Raw genomic sequence first — 17,809 nt, 5'->3', positions numbered from 1 at the left:
GTATCGATAGTGGACATCGCCGAAGACGGACGCACCTGGCTCTTGTCGGGGCCGACCAGCAGCTATGCCCTGCATCTCACGCCGCGGGACGAACTCCTGCACCTCCACTGGGGACCCCGGATCGCCCTCGCGGACGCCGAGGCCCTGGCGGCCGACCCGCTGCCCGGCTACCGGCCCTTCGAGTCCCCGCTCGACGGCCGCGAGGAGTACCCCGTCGAGGGCGGCCCCCGCTTCGTCCGCCCCGCCCTGTCCGTGCGCACCGAGGAGCGGCGCGGCACCGAGTGGCGCTATGTGTCGTACGACACCGAAGGCGACGGAGAAGCCGCCGAGCTGCGGCTCCGCTTCGAGGACGACGGCCTGGCCGTCACCCTGCACTACCGGATGCGCGGGGACGTCGTGGAGCGCCGGGTGACCGTGGCGAACGGCGGGCACGCGCGCGTGGAGCTGCTGCGCGCCGACGCGGCCACCTGGACCCTGCCGGACCGCGAGGGATGGCGGCTGTCCCAGCTGCACGGCCGCTGGGCCGCCGAGTCCCGGCTCACCACCGCCCCCCTCACCTACGGCGAGAAGGTCCTCGGCAGCCGGCGCGGTCACACCGGCCATCAGCACCTGCCCTGGGTCGCGCTCGACACCGACGCCGGTGAGGAACACGGCGAGGTCTACGGCTGCGCGCTCGCCTGGTCCGGCACCTGGCGCATCGCGGTCGCCCAACTCCCCGACGCGCGCGTACAGATCACCGGCGGCGCCGGCTACGACGACTCGGGCCTGCTGATGCTGGAGGCCGGGGAGTCGTACACGAGCCCGGTCTTCGCGGGCCTCTGGTCCGACGGCGGCTTCGGCGGTGCGAGCCGCGCCTGGCACGCGTACCAGCGCGCGTACGTCATCCCGGACGCGGACCGGGACCGGCCGGTGCTCTTCAACTCCTGGGAGGCGACGAACTTCGACATCTCCGAGGAGCAGCAGGCCGCCCTTGCCCGGCGGGCCGCCGCGATCGGCGTCGAGCTGTTCGTCGTCGACGACGGCTGGTTCGGCGCCCGCACCAGTGACCGCGCCGGACTCGGCGACTGGACGCCCAACCCCGACCGTTTCCCGCACGGCCTCAAGCCCCTCGCCGACCAGGTGCACGGCCACGGTATGCAGTTCGGCATCTGGGTCGAGCCCGAGATGGTCAACCCGGACAGCGAGCTGTACCGCGCCCACCCCGACTGGGTGCAGTACCAACCGGGGCGAAAGCGGACGGAATTCCGCAACCAGCTCGTGCTCAACCTGGCCCGCGAGGACGTTCAGGACTATCTCTGGGGGCAGCTGGACGCCCTCCTGTCCAGCGCCCCCATCGACTATGTGAAGTGGGACTTCAACCGCTGCTTCACCGACGCGGGCCGGCCCGGGGAGCCGTACCCGCAGCGCCTGTGGGTCGACCATGTCCGCGCCCTGTACGCCTTGCTGGACCGGCTGCGCGCGGCCCACCCCGGGGTCGCCTTCGAGTCCTGCTCGGGCGGCGGCGGCCGGATCGACCTCGCGGTGATCAGCCGTACCGACCAGGTGTGGACCTCCGACAACACCGACCCCGTCGACCGCCTCGCCATCCAGCACGGCTTCAGCCAGATCCACCCCGCGCGCGTGATGGCCGCCTGGGTCACCGACAGCCCGAACACCCAGCTCAACGGGCGCGTCAGTCCGCTGCGGTTCCGCTTTGTCAGCTCGATGGCCGGCGTCCTCGGCGTCGGCGGCGACCTCACCGAGTGGACCGAGGAGGAGCTGGCCGAGGCCGGGGAGTGGGTGGCCCTCTACAAGGAGATCCGCCCGCTGGTCCAGCGCGGCGACCTCTACCGGCTGAGGCCTCCGACGGGCGGCCTCAGCGCCGTCCAGTACGTCCTCGGCGACGAGGCCGTGGTCCTCGCCTGCCTCCAGGCGCAGAGCTACGGCGAACCCGTACCGGCGGTGCGGCTGCACGGGTTGGATCCGACGGCGTCGTATGAATGCCGTGAAACGGGCGAAGTGTACCGAGGCGTGGTACTCCTGCATCACGGGCTGCGCACCGGGCTGCGGGGCGACCTGGATGCGACCGTTATCCGTCTACGCCGCATATGAGACCTGTGCGCGTGAGGAGCGTCATCTGTGACCGTCCGTGGCGGGTCATGTCCCCGTCCGAGCCGTCCGCCTTTCAACACCGTGGACAGGCGTCGTATTCCGGATCGGACAACGGTGTGAGCGTGGCTCATCTCACCGTTCGTCAACCCCTGCCTACGGTCGCGTAGGTCACATCCGAAGGTGAATCATGGTCCGACGTGGCAGACGATTCGAAGAATGACAAAAGATCAGTGATCGGGTCGTACGTGGCGGTGGGGGACAGCTTCACCGAGGGCGTCGGCGACCCCGGCCCGGACGGGGCGTTCGTCGGCTGGGCCGACCGGTTCGCGGTCCTGCTCGCCGACCGGCAGCCCGAGGGCGACTTCGTGTACACGAACCTTGCTGTGCGCGGAAAACTGCTCGACCAGATCGTGGCCGACCAGCTCCCGAAGGCCGTGGAACTGGCCCCGGACCTCGTCTCCTTCTGCGCGGGCGGCAATGACATCATCCGGCCCGGCACCGACCCGGACGAGGTGGCCGAGCGGTTCGAGCGGGCCGTGGCCCGGCTCGCGGAGGCCGCGGGCACGGTGCTGGTGACGACCGGCTTCGACACGCGTGGCGTCCCCGTGCTCAAGCACCTGCGGGGCAAGATCGCCACCTACAACGGACACGTCCGTGCCATCGCCGACCGGTACGACTGCCCCGTGATCGACCTGTGGTCCCTCAAGTCCGTCCAGGACCGCCGGGCCTGGGACGACGACCGCCTCCACCTCTCTCCGGAGGGGCACACGCGGGTGGCGCTGCGCGCCGGCCAGTCCCTCGGCCTCGACGTCCCGGCCGACCCGGAGCAGCCCTGGCCGCCGCTCCCGCCCCGCGGCACGCTCGACATCCGCCGCGACGACGTCCACTGGGCCCGCGAGTACCTCGTCCCGTGGATCGGCCGCCGACTGCGCGGTGAATCCTCCGGCGACCACGTCACGGCGAAGGGCACGCTGTCGCCGGACGACATCAAGACCCGGATCGCTTCGGTGGCCTGAGCCGACGGCGTGGGCCCGTGCCCCGTACCGAGAGCTTTTCGGTGCGGGGCACGGGTGCGTCTGTGTGGGGGCGGGCTTTTCAGTGTGGGCGCGGGCCGTGCCCGGGTGGCCGCGAGGCCTGCGGCGCAGGGCGCGGCTGTGCGCGCGGGGCCGTGAAGTCTCCCGGCGCGGGGCGGCCATGGGTGCGGGGCGAGTGTGCCGGTGCGGGCCGTGGCGAGGCTGGGTGGGGTTTGGGCCTCTCGGTCTGGTGGGCCGGTGGATGCGGCCCCGGGGGTCTTTTGGCGCGGGGGCGGCCATGTGTGGGAAGCGAATGTCCCCGTGCGGGGTGCAACCATGTGAGTCGGCGGCGGGTGCTTCGGCACAGCGCGCGTCCACGTGTGCGGGCCGAGAACCTTCGAGTGCGGTGTGCTCCCGCGCGCCGCGCCCCGAACCTCCCTGTGCGAAGCGCGATCGCCCGAGAGCCCACTCACCGACCCTGACCGGTCAACTCCTCCCGCGTCAGGCCCAGTTCCCGGGCCAGTGCCTCGTCCACCCACTGCTGGGCCCGGGAGCGCGGTACCGCGCCCGGGTGCGACGTCAGCTGCACGGCCAGCCCGTCCAGCAGTGCGTTCAGTCGGAGGGCAGCGCACGCCGGGTCGGCGCATGTGAACTCGCCGGCCGTGACGCCCTCGGCGATGACGTCGGCGACCGCCGCCTTCCACTGCGTGTCCACCTCCCGGGTGACCTCCCGCAGCGCGGACGTCCGTCGGCCCAGCAGCCCCCGCAGGTGTGCGAGATCGCCCTCGGCGGCGTGGGTGAACGCGGCAGCGACGAGCTTCTCCTTCGTCGAGAAGTGATACAGCACCAGCGCGTTGCTCACACCGAGCGCCGCGGCCACGTCGGCGATCCTGAGCGCTGCCCCCCCCGTGCCTCGATCTGCCCGATGGCGGCCCGCAGCAGCGGCGTGCTGAGCCGAGAGGACCGGATTCTCGATGTGCTGAACGGATATCCAGCAGGGCCCCGCGGAACCGTCCCGACCCCCGGGGCCCCCGGTCTGTCGGAGGGGCCGACCATAATGGAGGGCCTCAGCGACTCCACCTGGAGGTACCGTGACCGGTTTGCGTTCCCAGAGCCTCGGGCTCAGCGTGCTGCGGCCCGCGGCCTTCGGCGCGGACCCCGGCGGGGAACGCCTGGCGCGCATCCGCCGCTCCCCCCACTTCAAGGACGGCGTCTTCCAGAACCCGGGCGGCCTCGCCCGCACCCGGCCCTCCGGCTCCACGCTGGAGTTCGCGAAGGTCTTCTTCGACAAGGACACGCGGCCCCTGCGCGCCCCCAAGGGGACCGTCCCGGTGCACCCCACGACCCTCGCCGACCTCGCCAAGCCGCCCGCCACGGGGCTGCGGGTGACCTGGATGGGCCACTCCAGCGTGCTCGCGGAGATCGACGGCCACCGCATCCTGTTCGACCCCGTATGGGGCGAGCGCTGCTCCCCGTTCCCGTTCGCCGGGCCCAAGCGGCTGCACCCGGTGCCGCTGCCGCTGGCCGCGCTCGGCCCCGTCGACGTCGTCGTCATCTCGCACGACCACTACGACCACCTGGACATGCCCACGATCAAGGAGCTGGCCGGTACCGACACCGTGTTCGCCGTGCCGCTCGGGGTCGGTGCGCACCTGGAGTACTGGGGCGTGTCGGCGGACCGGCTGCGCGAACTGGACTGGCACGAGTCGACCCGGGTCGGCGGCCTCACCCTCACCGCGGCCCCGGCCCGCCACTTCTGCGGACGTGGCCTGCGCAACACCCAGCACACCCTCTGGGCGTCCTGGGCCGTGGCCGGTGACGAGCACCGGATCTACCACAGCGGCGACACCGGGTACTTCGAGGGCTTCCGGGACATCGGCGCCGCGCACGGTCCGTTCGACGCCACGATGATCCAGATCGGGGCGTACAGCGACTTCTGGCCCGACATCCACATGACCCCGGAGGAGGGCCTGCGCGCCCACCTCGACCTCCAGGGCGGAGCCCCGCACGGCGCGCTGCTGCCGATCCACTGGGGCACCTTCAACCTCGCCCCGCACGCCTGGGCCGAGCCGGGGGAGTGGACCAGGGACGCCGCGGAGGCGGCCGGCCAGGCGGTGGCGCTGCCCCGGCCCGGCGAGCCCTTCGAGCCGGCCGGGCAGCTGCCCACGGACCCCTGGTGGCGCGCCGCGACCCCGTCGATCCCACGCCCGTGGCTCCGGCTCCAGCCCGTACAGGCCCGTGCCGAGGCCCGCGAGGACGATCTCGACTTCGCAGGTGACGTGTGACATCGGGCGAGCATGAAATCGGCCCGATCATAGAGGTCATGGCTGCGGCGTGTCCGGTGAGGCCGGAGGGCGGGCTACAGGGACTGGTCTGCTGAGAGGTGTCGCTGCTGGGACATGCTGGGAGCCGGCCGGTTTTCAGGCCCAGGACGGTTCATGAGGGCCTGTGTTCCAGCCGGGCCGCGAGTGCTTCGGGCAGGTTGTCCCGGTTGGCCGGGGTGAGGTGGACGACCTCGACGTCGGGCCGCTGTCCGAGGCCGTCGGTGAAGGGGTCGCGGTGCGCGTGAACCGTGGCGACGATGTCCGCGTCCGAGTCGAACAACGCCTGGACCGCGTCCTGGAACGGGGTGCAGGCCAGCTCCATCCGGCCGAGCTCGTCGATGAGAACGAGCCGCCCGGGTGCCGCCGTCGGCTGGATCGAGGGGACGGCCAGCCGTTCCATGACGCTCAGGTCGACCCCGTACCGCCCGACACGAGTCGGGCCCGGGAAGTCCGTGTGGGCGAGGACCGCCCGCCGGCCCGTCAGTGTCTCCAGGGCGAAACCGACCCGGGCGCCGGCCTCCCGGATCTCCTCCGTGGTGAAGCCGACCGCCTCGCGAGTGCGCAGCAGCGCCGCGAGCCGCCGCATGGCGGTCGTCTTGCCCACGCCCGGGCGTCCTTCGAGCAGAATCCTTGTCGGCACACTGCCATCCTCGGTGCGCTGCCGTCTGCGCGCGCGTTCGACGACCACACCGCCATCCCGGGGAGATGGGACAGGGTGTTGTTCTGCTCCCCGTACATGAACATCTTCGGCGAGGGGAGTCCGAGGAACCGGTCGAGGCCGACCTCGGGGACGAGGGCTTCGTAGTGCTCGCGGGCTGCGTCGTTGGGGCGGGGGAGCGTCGCGCCACGGTTCGATCTCGCAGACCCGCACGTCCGGAAGGGTGAACAGGAAGGGCGTGGTGAAGCAGTTCCAGCACGCGTAGCCCAGGAAGTAGCCGGCGCGTGCGGGGGCGAGGGTCTCGGACACGTCGGGCAACGCTCGGAAAGGCACGGGCTTCAGCGGGTGAACAGGCCGGGGTTCTTGCGGACGTAATCCGCCACCCCCGAAGGAGGCCGCCCGGTGACCTGCTCGACCCCGTCCGCCTTGCGGTCATAGCGATTCTCCGCATGAAGGCGAGCCATGGTGGAGATGTGCTGGAAGACGTGCTCCGGCAGCCCCAGCGGCCTGAGATCGTCGTCGATCCATTCCTGCAGTGGGACGTCGGTGTAGCCGACCGGCCGGCCCAGAGCTGTGGAGACCTCCGCGGCCATGGCGGCGATGTCCTGCGAGCGGGGGCCGGTCAGCTCGTAGATCCGGCCGATGTGCGGGGCCGGGTCGGCCAGGATCTCCTCCACGACCGCGGCGACGTCGCCGGCCGCCACCGGGGAGGTCTTCGCCTGGCCGAAGGGCAGTCGGACGGTGCCGTCGCTCGCGATCGAGGAGAAGCCGACGCGGAAGAGCGGGTTCTCCATGAACACGGTGGGTCTGATCTGGACGACGGGCAGGCCTGACCAGTCGAGGACCTGCTCGACCAGCCACTGCTGTCGGTGCTGATGCGACTCGGAGGTGCTGGTGAGGTCCATCTCGGAGACCGTCAGCTGCGACATGTTCACGAACGCTTCCAGGTGCCCGTATGCGCGCGCGACGGCCGCCGCCGTCGCGGCAGCCTCCAGATACTGCGCCGACACGCCCATCCCGAAGTACATGCGTCCGCAGCCGGCCAGGGCGTCGGCGACGTCGCCCGCACGCGTCAGGTCTGCGACGACGACCTCGGCACCCGTCGCGCGCAGCGCCTGCGCCCGCTCGTCATCGCGCCGCACCATGGCCCGGACGGGCAGGCCCCGGTGCCGGAGGCCTTCGACCACGGACCGCCCGACGGCGCCGACGCTGCCCGCCGCGCCCGTCACCAGAACGGGCAGTACGCCGGCATCCGAAGTCTGGTCCATACGGGCAGCGTGCGGTGTCGGTGATCAGGGCGCAACTGCAGCCCGACGAGTGCCCTTGCTTGAACGCTCGTCACAGACGCTTCCCCCGCCGGGCGGTGTACCGCCCGGCGTTGCGGTGACGTCGATCGAGGCCTGGCGGTCGGCTGTCCTGCCGGTCTTGCGGCGGATCCGGATGTGATGTGTGCCCTGAGTCCGTGTTGCTGGTGTGAGGCGTGGGTCGGCTGGGAAGTCAAGGACTGTTCAGAACGGAGGGTTTCTGTGGTGTGGGGGCAACATTGAGTGTGTGCGTGATCGGTGCGGGCCTGTCGGGACTGGCGGCTGCACACGCTCTCGCGGAAAGCGGGATCGAGTTCGTCTGTCTGGAGCGGGCGGTGGACGTCGGAGGAATCTGGCGTCAGCCGCAGGCCGGAGAGACCGGGCCCGGCTATCTGTCGCTGCATCTGAACACCGCGAAGCACCTCACGGGTTACAGCGGATTCCCGATGCCCGACGCCTTTCCCCTTTACCCCCGGCACAGCGACGTCGCCGCCTATCTGCGGTCCTTCGCGGAGTGGGCCGGGGTGCTGGACCGCATCGAGCTCGGCACCGAAGTGGTCTCGGTGCGTCAGGAGCCCGACCTGTCATGGACGGTCGTCAGCCGGGACGCGGGCGGGGCGATGACGTCCCGGCGTTTCGCGCATGTGGTCGTCGCCTCCGGCCACAACGCAGAGCCGATGCTGCCGAAACCGGCGCCGGGATCCGACGCGTTCACCGGAACGATTCTGCACGCGGTCGACTACCGCGACGGCAGCGACTTCAGCGGGCAGCGGGTCGTCGTCGTGGGCCTCGGCGCGTCCGCGGTGGACATCGCCGCGGACCTCTCCCGGCACGCCGCGCGGACCGTGCTCTCGGTGCGCCGGGGACTGCACATCGTTCCCAAGCAGCTCTACGGCATGTCGGTCGACGAGATGGCCGAAGCGCCCTGGTTCACCAGCATGTCGTTCGCCGAGCAGATCCGCTTTTGCGAGCAGGCCCTGCTCGTCGCCCGGGGCAGACTCGCCGACTACGGCCTGCCCGAGCCCGACCATCCGCTCTTCTCCTCTCCGGTCACCATCTCGGACGAGCTCCTCAGCCGAATACGCCACGGCGCGGTGAACCCCAGGCCGGCGATCGACTTCCTCGACGGACGACGGGTCGTCTTCACCGACGGAACGTCGGAGGAGGCCGACGCGATCGTCTACTGCACCGGCTACCGCATGGCCTTCCCGTTCCTGCCCGCCGGGTGTCCGGCCGGGCCGCAAGGAGCGGTCGAGCTGTACCGGCGGGTCGTCGCCCCCGATCATCCCGGCCTGCACTTCATCGGCCTGGTCCGCCCGATGGGCTCGATCACCCGCCTCGTGGAGGCCCAGTCGCGCTGGGTCGCCCGGATCGTCGCCGGCGAGGCCGTCCTGCCGTCCACGGACGTCATGCGCGAGGAGATCGCCGCGTACCTGAACGGCATCGCCGGACGGTACGGCACGGCGGAGGGCGGCCCGTCCATCCAGGTCGACGTCGGCCCCTATCTGCGGGAGCTGCGGGAGCTGCAGGACGCCTAGGCCCTGTCGGCCTGCGGGAGGCTCCCGGTGGACGTCCACCGGGAGCCTTCTGTTCACAGGCCGCGGCCGGAAAGCGGCTAGTGCGCTGCTGCGAGCCCAAGGGCCGGCACGGCGGCCGGCGCCCTGACGGCGTACGCCTCCGAGGAGAGGTAGGCGGTCACCCGCGGCGGACAGCCTTGCTGATGGGCCAGCGCCAGGTAGGCGATGAGGCCCACGCCGTCCGAGAGCCGCCGCGGGGTGAGGGCGGACAGGGCCCCGAGGAGCGGGGTGTCGTCCATGCCGTAGTGACGGAGCAGGGTCCCGGCGCGTTCGAGGGCCTCCCCGTCGTGGCGGGCGTAGTCGCGCACCGGGATGTGGAGGGTGAAGCCGCTGGGCAGGCCGGTCTCGGTCAGGGCATGGCAGGTCAGGCCCGGCCGTCGGTCGAGCGGCAGGCCCCGCTCGTCGTCGGCGTCCATGTACCCGGAGGCGATGCGGAAGAACTCATGGATCTCGCTCTGTCCCGGGCCCGGGCCCATCCGGGACAGGCCGCCCGCCTCGGCGGCGGACAGGCCGAGGTGCCGGAGGTACACCTTCACCCGTGGCACCGCCCAGTCGCCCAGGTCCAGGGCGAAGAACGGACAGCCGTCGGCCTCCGGCAGCGCCGCGTACGCCTGCCGGTGGCCGAGCCGGCGCAGCGCCTGCCGTACCGTCTCGGCGGAACGTTCCGCCCCTGACGCGGCCGGATTCAGATACACCTTGACCTTGGGTACGCCGCCGGGCCGCAACTCCAGCGCGCACCACAGCGCGAAGGGGCCATGGGGCGCGGACGGGAAGAAGAGATCCGCCAGTTCGTCCAGCCGGTCGGTGGAGAAGTGCCAGCGCCGGCCCATCGCGCGGACGACGTCCAGGCCGACTCGTCCGTTCTCCGCCAGGCTGCCCGCGCCACAGCCCGGTTCCACCAGCACGCGCAGCGCCGGGGGCTTGCCGGCGGTGAAGGAGAGGGAGAACTCCACCGGCGTATGGTCGTCGGAGAGGAAGCTAGGGGTGGGAGGCGGCAGGTCGAGCGGCCGTTCGGCGGCGGGACCCAGCGTCGTGACCAGGGTGTGCGCGTACATCTCCGCGTCGACCGGACCCAGCCCCACGACCTCGCACAGGCGCAGCAGCTGGTCCGCCGTGAATCCGCCGAGCGTACCGGCTCCCGGATGCCGCGGGGCGTCGAAGAGCGAGCCGGTCACCGGCCCCCCGCCGCGATCAGGGGGGCGCAGGAAGATACCTGCCCGGTGGATATGTGGTCCACAACAACTCCTTTTCCTCGTAAGCAACACGGATACCGCGGGGATCAGTACCCCCGCGGTACAACCGTCATGCAGTGGTGAGGAAGTGGCGGATGATGTGTGGATCACTTCACGCTGGTGTGGGCTTTATGCGTACCCGTGCCGGTCGTCAACCGTTCCTGGGGGCTGATCAGGAGTGAGCCCGCGCAGCCGGCTATTTCGTCAGCCAGTTCAGGAACTGGCTCCAGAGTCCCTTGCCTTCGGCCTTGGCGGCCGCGTCCGGATGTTCCTGACGCACCGGCGCCTCCGCAGCGGCCTGCACACCGGTGCGCCGGGCCGAGTGGACGGGGGTGAAACGCGCGGGCAGAGTGGCCAGGGCCCGGTTGAAGGGGCCAGGGCGCCAGATCAGGCTGTCCTCCGGGACGGCGAGTTCCACGTCCGGCAGCTGGTTCAGCAGGTTCTCGATGGCGGTGACGGTGATCTGCCGCGCCGGCTCCTTGGACGGGCAGCCGTGCGGGCCCGCGCTCCACGCCAGGTGGGACCGGTTGCTGCCGGCCTGACGCGAGGCCGCCAGCGCCGGGCCGGTGTTGGCCGCGGCGAAGCTGACCAGCATGAGCTCGCCCGCCTGCACTTTCTGCCCCGCGAACTCCATGTCGGCGGCCGGGTAGTGCGGCGCGTAGTTCGCCATGGGCGGGTTGTCCCACAGTGTGTCGTCGAGGGCTTCCCCGATCAGGCCGCCCCCGTCGGCGTAGCGATCGTCGGTGAGCAGCCGGTGCAGGGTGTTGCCGATGAGGTTGCGCAGCGGCTCCGCGCCCGCGCCGAGGAGCAGCGCGAGCTGGTGCACCATCTCCTCGTCCGTCAGGCGTGCCTGGTGCTGCATCAGCCACGAGGTGACGTCGTCGCCGGGCCGGGACCGCTTGAGGGCGACCAGTTCCCCCACGGCTCCGAAGAGCACCTCGGTGGCCTTCTCCGCGTTGATGCCGTCGAACATCCCGGAGATGCCGAACAGGACGCGGTCGCCGATGTCCGCCGGGCAGCCGAAGAGCTGGTTGAACACGAACAGCGGCAGCTGCTTGGCGTAGTCGCCGAGCAGATCGGCCGAGCCGCGCGGGCCGAACTGGGCGATGAGGTAGTTGGAGATCTGCTCGGTGGTCCGGCTCAGCTGGTGCGAGTCGACGCGGGCCATGCTGTCGGTGATCGCCTGGCGCAGCCTCAGATGCTCGGCGCCGTCACTGAACATGCAGTTCGGACGGTACGCAAGGAGGGGTGCGACCGGGCTGTCCGGCGGAATCCGGCCTTCGGCGAAGGCCCGCCAGCGACGCGCGTCCTTACGGAAGGAGCCGTTGTCCTGGAGCAGCTGCAACGCGGTCGGGTAGTCGGTGACGAGGGTGGCGTCCACACCCGGAGCGAGTTCCACGGGAGCGGTCGGCCCGTAGTGGCGCAGATAGGCGTAGTACGCCTGGGGGTCAGCCGCGAACTCCGCTCCGTACAGCGGAATCCGGCCGCCGAAGGCGTGGGCAGGGCATCCGGGCGGGGGCACCGGAGCGGGGGTCTGAGCGTCCATGGGGGCTTACTGCTCCTGTTGGGCACGGTCCAGCAAATGGCGGACGAGGGTGGTCAGTGCTGCGGCGGACGACTTCTCGTCGCGTGCGTCGCAGGTGACGACGGGGGTGTCGTCGAGCAGATCCAGTGCCTCACGCAGAGCCGCTTCGCCGCGCAGGGGCGTGCCGTCGAAACGGTTGACGGCGATGGCGTAGTCGAGTCCGTACTGCTCGATCAGGTCGATGACCGCGAAGGAGTCCGCGAGGCGCTCGGGGTCGATGAGGATCAGTGCCCCGAGGGCGCCGCGGGCGAGGTCCTCCCACATCTGCACGAACCTGTTCTGGCCGGGGGTTCCGAACAGGTACAGCACGATGCGGTCGCTGATGGTCAGGCGTCCGAAGTCCATGGCCACCGTGGTGGTGGTCTTGCTCCGGACCCCCTTGAGATCGTCGACGTGCTCCGCGGCGCGCGTCATCCTCTCCTCGGTCGACAACGGCTCGATCTCGGAGATCGAGCCGATGAACGTGGTCTTGCCCACCGCGAAGTGCCCGACGACGAGGATCTTCACCGGGATCTGCGTCGCCCCGCCGCGAACGTAGAGCTGTTCAGCCAAACTTGGCGCGGAGACCATTGAGTACCTCCTCCAGGATCTCCCTGTCGGTGAGGGCGGCGCGCTCCACCGGCGGGCGGGTGATGAGGTAGCCGCCTTCGGCGAGGGCGGCGAGGACGATCTTCACCACGCCCAGCGGCAGCCGCGTGTGCCCCGCGATCTCGGCCACCGTGAGGTAGCCGGCGGCGCAGATGTCCAGCAACCGCTGCTCCTCGGGTGACAGCCGGGTCGGCAGCTGCCGTTCCCCCGGCGCCGCCGTCACCAGCGTGATCAGGGAGAGCTGCGCCTCGTCGGGCAGGTCGCGCCCTTTGGTGATGACGTACGGCCGCACTAATTCCGCGGCCTCGGACGCCCACTCGTCGCGGCCGGTCATGAGCGCGCGCCGAGGTTCTCGCGCGGCGGCGTCATCAGCACCTTGCCGAGCTGGCCGACGAGCTGCTGCATCCGGAAGCTGATGTCCGCCATGTCGACGTCCGGGGCGGCGGAGACACCGAGGTAGGCGCCCTCGCCCGCGGAGATCAGGAAGACCCAGCCGCCGTCGAACTCGACCAGGGTCTGCCGCCACCGTGCGCGCGGATCCTCACAGAAGAACCCGAGCGAGCGGCTGAGCGACTGCACCCCGCTCATCGCGGCGGCGACCCGGTCCGCATTGTCCTTGTCGTAGTCCTTCGACCGGGCCATCAACAGACCGTCGGCGGATATCAGGACAGCGTGCAGGGCCCCGGGAATCTCCAGGGCGCTGTCGAGCATCCATGACAGATCGTCGTTCACGAAACCTCATGTCCTTCGCTGCTTGCGCCAGGTGTGCTGCTCGTCTGGTCCACGGCGTCCGGATCCGCGGTCCGGCCGGACCGCGTGCCCCGCTGGAAGGCGCCCATGATCGCCGCCGTCTCCGCGCCGGAGCGGCCCGGAGCCTGCGCGGAGGGCGTACTGCTCGGCACGATGGTCATCGGCCGCTTGCGGCGCCGCTTCGGCAGGCCGTCGGCGGTCGGGGAGGTCTCCGACACGGTTTCGGGCCCGCTGTGATGCGGTACGGCGGTCTGATGCGGTACGGCGGTGTCGGCCACGGCCGGCGCCGGCGTCTTCTGCTCCGGCACGCTGGTGAGCAGGTCGTGCGGCAGCAGCACGACGGCGCGCACGCCCCCGTACGGGGAGGAGGAGTCCACCGACACCTCGAAGCCGAAGCGCTCGCACAGCACGCCGATCACCGCGAAACCGAACTGCGGCGGGTTGCCGAGCCCGGAGACGCCCGAGACCCGGTTGCTGGACAGCAGCTTCTGGGCCCGGGCCCGCTCCTCGTCGTTCATGCCGACACCGGCGTCGTCGACGACGATGCAGATGCCCTTGGGTACGGTCCGGGCGTTGATCTCGACGACGGTGTCCGGGCTCGAGTAGCTGGTGGCGTTGTCGAGGAGCTCGGCGAGCGTCAGCGCCACCGGTTCGACGGCGCGGCTGGTGATGCCGAAGTCGACCCGGGAGAGGATCTCCACACGCCGGAAGTGACGGATCCTGCCCTGGGCGCTGCGGACCACGTCGTACACCGAGGCGACGTCGCGCTGCCGGCCCAGCCAGCCGTCGCAGAGGACGGCGATCGACTGCGCGCGCCGGCCGAACTGCGAGTTGGTGTGGTCGATTTCGAGCAGGTCCTGGAGCATGGCGGACTCGCCGTACTTGTTCTGCAGCCGGGAGATGATCAGCTGCTGCTCGGCGGCGAGGCCCTGAAGCGTCCGCATGGCGGACTTGAGGACGGTCTTCGTCCCCTCCTCGGCCTGCTCCTGGGCCGCCTCCACGGACTGTGTGTAGTGGTTCTCCAGGTTGGAGTAGTGGGTCCTGAGCCCGTCGATCTCCTGCCGCAAGGTCCGAGCCGCCCTGCGCTGGCGAACGATGACAACGATGGCGGCAGAAACGAGGACCAACAGAGCCCAGAGCACAGGGTTCTGTACGTAATCCGTCATAAGACTCTCTTCAGGCGACCGACGGCCAGTTGCTGAATTCCCGTCAACACGGGCGGACCGGCGGACCACCCGCATTCGGAAGGCCACTGGAACCGCCCCCGAAGTCGGAGGTGTCTTTAGCTCATCCGTCCGCCCACGTGCGCGGTGATCGTATCACCGTGCGAATACGTGACGGTCAGTCAATAGACAGGGAGCGTAGGTGATTCAGTCACGCCCGCCAGTGCGCGGGGCGGCCGAGCGCGGCAGGCAGCTCGGTCGCCGCGTCGCCCTTGGCGGCGTTCAGCTGCGCCTGGGTGAGGAAGAGGGCGCCGGTCAGGCGGGCGCCGCCCAGGTCGGCGTCGCGCAGATCGGCCCCGATCAGGTCGGCGTCGCGCAGATCGGCCCCGCTGAGGTCGGCTGCGACGAGCAGGGCACCGCGCAGGCTCGCGCCCCTGAGGTCGGCACCGGACAGCTTCGCGCCGATCAGATCGGCTCCGCGGTGGTTCTTCTTGCGGCCCGGGACCTGGGCCCGGACGAGCTCGCTGGCCTTCAGCAGCAGCGTGTTGACCTCGCCGCGCAGCGCGTTCACGTCCAGCCCGGTGATCGACTCGGCGCTGCCGCGGGTCAGGCTGTCGATGCGGGCCAGAGCCCGCCGCAGCTCCTTGTGGACGGGGCGGGCCGGTCCGAGCTCCAGGGCCTCGGTGACGTACCAGAGCAGCTCGTGCAGCTGCCGCATGACGGGGAAGACCTCGAACATGGAGCGCGCCGTCCTCGGCGCCTGACGCCAGTCGGTGCCGCCGAAGGTGACCTGGGACACCTTCTGCCCGGCGCCGAAGCAGTCGAAGACGGTGCAGCCGGGGTAGCCCTTGTCGCGCAGCTGTGCGTGGATGCCGCAGCGGAAGTCCGACTGGAGGTTCGAACACGGCTGCCCGGCGGGCTTGTTGGCGGCGAAGTCGGCCGAGCGGGCGAAGGGCAGGGCCACGCAGCACAGGCCGAAGCAGTCGGCGCAGTCGGCCTGAAGGTCCTTGCGGTCCTGGCCGGTGGGGGAGGGGACTCCGTGCTGTGGCGACACCGTGCGTGCTCCTGTTGGGCGACGAGCACCGCATGCACGGCGCTTCGGGAACAGCACCGATTCTCGCAGACGCACGGGAGCCGGCCCTCCGTAACGGAAGGTCACGGAGACCAGGGGGCCGGGGTGCGGTGTTGAGGTGCTGCGGCGGGGCGCTGTGGGAAAGGGTGATCCCGGCGGAATTTCATGGCTGGAAATTCTGGAGGGGTGTTCGAGAACGGATCGGTGCTCGTTCGGTGCTCGTTCCGTTCCTTCGCCGCTTCTGCCGAGGGCCGGCGCGCACGCCGTGGTGCGCCTCGGCCCTCCGCCTGTTTCTGGCTGATTCTGATCGAGTTGGACCGAATTGCTTTCCCTTTGTACAGGCAATGCGGCGCTGTTATCGGTCTGCAGTACGAGGCTTAATACCAGAGCGGGATGCTCCCTGGGGGAGTTTGTCAACTGCCCACCGCGCATGATGCTCAGGCAACTACTGTGAGTGTCCGCCGCGCGTGACCGCTTCGTACGCCGCGCGAACAAAACCGGCCCGACGGACCAGTACGAGGACGTAGATGTCTCAGCTCCGTGCACCGGCCACCCGAGCCGACCGCCGAGAGGGCGGCCGACATGGGCGCCCGGTCGCCCGAACCGCTCCCGCACTGCCCGAGACGCACATACGGCCGCAGCTCATGCGGCTCGCCGTGCTCCCGCCGGTCGCCGTCGCGCTCAGCGCAGGCGCGGCCGTCCTGTTCAGCGTCCGCTCCACCGGCGCACGCACCGGCCCCTCCCTGTGGGCCGTGCTCGCCGGAGCGGTGACGGTGACCGTCGCGGGCATCCTCATCGCCGCCGTGGCCGCCGACCGCGCCGCCCGCTCGGTGAGCGACCGGATCGACGCGCTGCGCCGTGGCACCGCCCGCGGAGAGGCCGACCTGCACGAACTGGTCGACGCGCTGCGCAAGGGGGAGACCCCGCCGCAACGGAAGACGCGCCGCCGTCCGCCCGAGGACGCCGACGACTTCGAGCTCCTCGCCGCCGACCTGGCACGCGCGCACGACGGAGCCGTCACCGCCGTCGTGCAGGCCGCCCAGCTCTCCAGCCAGACCGGCAGCGAGCAGAAACTCGAGGTCTTCGTCAACCTCGCACGCCGGCTTCAGTCCCTCGTGCACCGCGAGATCTCGATCCTCGACGAGCTGGAGAACGAGATCGAGGACCCTGACCTGCTCAAGGGCCTCTTCCACGTGGACCACCTCGCCACCCGCATCCGGCGCCACGCCGAGAACCTCGCCGTGCTCGGCGGTGCCGTCTCGCGGCGGCAGTGGAGCAACCCGGTCAGCATGACCGAGGTGCTGCGCTCCGCCATCGCCGAGGTCGAGCAGTACTCCCGGGTGAAGCTGGTGCCGCCCGTGGACGGCGAGCTGCGCGGGCACGCCGTCGCCGACTTCATCCACTTGCTCGCCGAACTCGTGGAGAACGCCACGGTGTTCTCCGCCCCGCATACCCAAGTGCTGCTGCGCGCCAACCTCGTCACCTCCGGGCTCGCCGTGGAGGTCGAGGACCGCGGGCTCGGCATGCCCGTCGGCGAGCAGAGCAGGATGAACGACCTGCTCGCCGACCCCGACCAGGTGAACGTCGCGCGGCTGCTCGCCGACGGCCGCATCGGCCTGTACGTCGTCTCCCAACTCGCCCGGCGGCACGGCATCACCGTGCGGCTCCAGACCAACATCTACGGCGGCGTGCAGGCCGTACTCGTGGTCCCGCAGGCGCTGTTGGGTACGGCGCCGGGTGAGCCGGGGGCATCGGACTCCGCCGCCGGGGAGGGAGCCGAGGCCGGAGCCTTGTCGGCCTCGTCGCCGACACCGCCGTCCCACGAGCACCAGCAGCCGCAACAGCAACATCAGCACCAACGACCGCAGGAGCACGAGCAGCCGCACCGCCGGCCCCAGCAGTCGTACGCCTCCGTCGACGCGCCGCGACCGCGCGAAGAGGCACCGGCGCCGTTGCCCGTGCGCGGTGCCCATGACGACCGGCGCACCCCCGCCCAGGCCGTGCCCGGTATCGGTCCCGAGCACCGGGCCGCCGTCGAGGCGAACGCGGGCATCCTGCCCAGCCCGCGCGGCGAGACGGTGCACGGCACCGTGGAGAAGCCCCGACTGCCGCGCCGCCGCGCCCAGGAGCACATCGTGCCCCAGCTCCGCGGCGGCCCCGCCCCGCGCCAGGACGGCGACACCGTCGCGGCTCACGACCCCGGACTGATGGCCGCCTTCCAGCGCGGGATCGGACTCGCGGAGGCCCAGCAGCAGTTGGAGTCGGCCCACGAGGAGTCAACGGCTTTTGGGGGCGCGGGACATATGGATCCGGCCGCCATAGCGGAGCCCTATGCCCATGTGCCGCCATCCCACGACAGCCACGGCACCGGCCGACCCGACGGGAGCGCACCGGCCGGATGACCACCCTGCCCCGTCCCACCCCCGTCCCCCGCGCTCCGGCAGACCTTCGT

The 17,809-nt window shown here is 70.9% G+C and carries 14 protein-coding genes and 1 pseudogene; 5 read left to right on the top strand and 10 right to left on the bottom strand.

Going from position 1 to position 17,809, the window contains the following annotated elements; genetic code table 11:
• Positions 1-6: 6 nt before the first annotated feature.
• Together ACWD3E_RS32405 and ACWD3E_RS32400 are read left to right on the top strand one after the other, a co-directional pair.
• A complete protein-coding gene (locus ACWD3E_RS32405; protein WP_451391221.1) occupies positions 7-2,091 on the top strand; it encodes an alpha-galactosidase in 2,085 nt (694 codons plus the stop codon).
• 230 nt (positions 2,092-2,321) lie between these two features.
• Positions 2,322-3,107: an SGNH/GDSL hydrolase family protein gene (locus ACWD3E_RS32400; protein WP_451391107.1), complete on the top strand. Its 786-nt coding sequence runs from the start codon at positions 2,322-2,324 to the stop codon at positions 3,105-3,107.
• Positions 3,108-3,573: 466 nt separating this feature from the next.
• On the opposite strand, the pseudogene ACWD3E_RS32395 reads toward ACWD3E_RS32400, so the two are convergent.
• Positions 3,574-4,073 (bottom strand): annotated as a pseudogene (locus ACWD3E_RS32395) (TetR family transcriptional regulator C-terminal domain-containing protein).
• 122 nt (positions 4,074-4,195) lie between these two features.
• Between ACWD3E_RS32395 and ACWD3E_RS32390 the strand changes: the two are divergent.
• Positions 4,196-5,389 (top strand): MBL fold metallo-hydrolase, encoded by a 1,194-nt coding sequence (locus ACWD3E_RS32390; RefSeq protein ID WP_451391106.1) that lies wholly within the window; start codon positions 4,196-4,198, stop codon positions 5,387-5,389.
• A gap of 151 nt (positions 5,390-5,540) precedes the next feature.
• On the opposite strand, the gene ACWD3E_RS32385 is transcribed toward ACWD3E_RS32390, so the two are convergent.
• Positions 5,541-6,068 carry an NTPase gene (locus ACWD3E_RS32385; RefSeq protein ID WP_451391105.1) on the bottom strand — a complete coding sequence of 176 codons (528 nt, stop codon included), beginning with the start codon at positions 6,066-6,068 and terminating at the stop codon, positions 5,541-5,543.
• 356 nt (positions 6,069-6,424) lie between these two features.
• Complete coding sequence (locus ACWD3E_RS32380) at positions 6,425-7,354, bottom strand: NmrA family NAD(P)-binding protein (protein WP_451391104.1); 930 nt, start codon at positions 7,352-7,354, stop codon at positions 6,425-6,427.
• A 275-nt stretch (positions 7,355-7,629) separates the two neighbouring features.
• Between ACWD3E_RS32380 and ACWD3E_RS32375 the strand changes: the two genes are divergently transcribed.
• A complete protein-coding gene (locus ACWD3E_RS32375) occupies positions 7,630-8,928 on the top strand; it encodes a flavin-containing monooxygenase (RefSeq protein WP_451391103.1) in 1,299 nt (432 codons plus the stop codon).
• Between the two features lie 77 nt (positions 8,929-9,005).
• Here the strand turns inward: ACWD3E_RS32375 and ACWD3E_RS32370 are convergent, their stop codons facing one another.
• From ACWD3E_RS32370 to ACWD3E_RS32340, 7 genes are all read right to left on the bottom strand, one after another.
• Positions 9,006-10,142 carry a tryptophan dimethylallyltransferase family protein gene (locus ACWD3E_RS32370; protein ID WP_451391102.1) on the bottom strand — a complete coding sequence of 379 codons (1,137 nt, stop codon included), beginning with the start codon at positions 10,140-10,142 and terminating at the stop codon, positions 9,006-9,008.
• 253 nt (positions 10,143-10,395) lie between these two features.
• Positions 10,396-11,745: a cytochrome P450 gene (locus ACWD3E_RS32365; RefSeq protein ID WP_451391101.1), complete on the bottom strand. Its 1,350-nt coding sequence runs from the start codon at positions 11,743-11,745 to the stop codon at positions 10,396-10,398.
• Between the two features lie 6 nt (positions 11,746-11,751).
• Entirely contained in the window at positions 11,752-12,354 is a 603-nt protein-coding gene (locus tag ACWD3E_RS32360; protein ID WP_451391100.1) for a GTP-binding protein, read from the bottom strand.
• Positions 12,329-12,706 (bottom strand): DUF742 domain-containing protein, encoded by a 378-nt coding sequence (locus ACWD3E_RS32355; protein ID WP_451391099.1) that lies wholly within the window; start codon positions 12,704-12,706, stop codon positions 12,329-12,331. Before ACWD3E_RS32355 ends, ACWD3E_RS32360 begins: the two co-directional genes overlap by 26 nt.
• Positions 12,703-13,104, bottom strand: coding sequence for a roadblock/LC7 domain-containing protein (locus ACWD3E_RS32350; RefSeq protein ID WP_451391098.1), 402 nt, complete (start codon positions 13,102-13,104; stop codon positions 12,703-12,705). The genes ACWD3E_RS32355 and ACWD3E_RS32350 overlap by 4 nt, the downstream gene beginning before the upstream one ends.
• Positions 13,101-14,288 carry an ATP-binding protein gene (locus tag ACWD3E_RS32345; protein ID WP_451391097.1) on the bottom strand — a complete coding sequence of 396 codons (1,188 nt, stop codon included), beginning with the start codon at positions 14,286-14,288 and terminating at the stop codon, positions 13,101-13,103. The genes ACWD3E_RS32350 and ACWD3E_RS32345 overlap by 4 nt, the downstream gene beginning before the upstream one ends.
• Before the next feature lie 208 nt (positions 14,289-14,496).
• Positions 14,497-15,339, bottom strand: a complete 843-nt coding sequence (locus ACWD3E_RS32340) for a pentapeptide repeat-containing protein (RefSeq protein WP_451391096.1) — start codon at positions 15,337-15,339, stop codon at positions 14,497-14,499.
• A gap of 545 nt (positions 15,340-15,884) precedes the next feature.
• On the opposite strand from ACWD3E_RS32340, the gene ACWD3E_RS32335 reads away from it, so the two are divergent.
• A complete protein-coding gene (locus ACWD3E_RS32335) occupies positions 15,885-17,759 on the top strand; it encodes a sensor histidine kinase (protein WP_451391095.1) in 1,875 nt (624 codons plus the stop codon).
• Positions 17,760-17,809 lie beyond the last annotated feature (50 nt).

The sequence above is a fragment of the Streptomyces sp. NPDC002676 genome, assembly GCF_053592455.1.
Note: the sequence above shows the minus strand (reverse complement) of the source record. Positions and strands in the feature narration are given on the sequence as shown.

What these genes read in the sequence shown, in the direction of transcription:
- ACWD3E_RS32380 (WP_451391104.1), bottom strand. Translation starts at nt 7,354, where the DNA reads ATGGACCAGACTTCGGATGCCGGCGTACTGCCCGTTCTGGTGACGGGC.
- ACWD3E_RS32365 (WP_451391101.1), bottom strand. Translation starts at nt 11,745, where the DNA reads ATGGACGCTCAGACCCCCGCTCCGGTGCCCCCGCCCGGATGCCCTGCC.
- ACWD3E_RS32360 (WP_451391100.1), bottom strand. Translation starts at nt 12,354, where the DNA reads ATGGTCTCCGCGCCAAGTTTGGCTGAACAGCTCTACGTTCGCGGCGGG.
- ACWD3E_RS32355 (WP_451391099.1), bottom strand. Translation starts at nt 12,706, where the DNA reads ATGACCGGCCGCGACGAGTGGGCGTCCGAGGCCGCGGAATTAGTGCGG.
- ACWD3E_RS32345 (WP_451391097.1), bottom strand. Translation starts at nt 14,288, where the DNA reads ATGACGGATTACGTACAGAACCCTGTGCTCTGGGCTCTGTTGGTCCTC.
- ACWD3E_RS32335 (WP_451391095.1), top strand. Translation starts at nt 15,885, where the DNA reads ATGTCTCAGCTCCGTGCACCGGCCACCCGAGCCGACCGCCGAGAGGGC.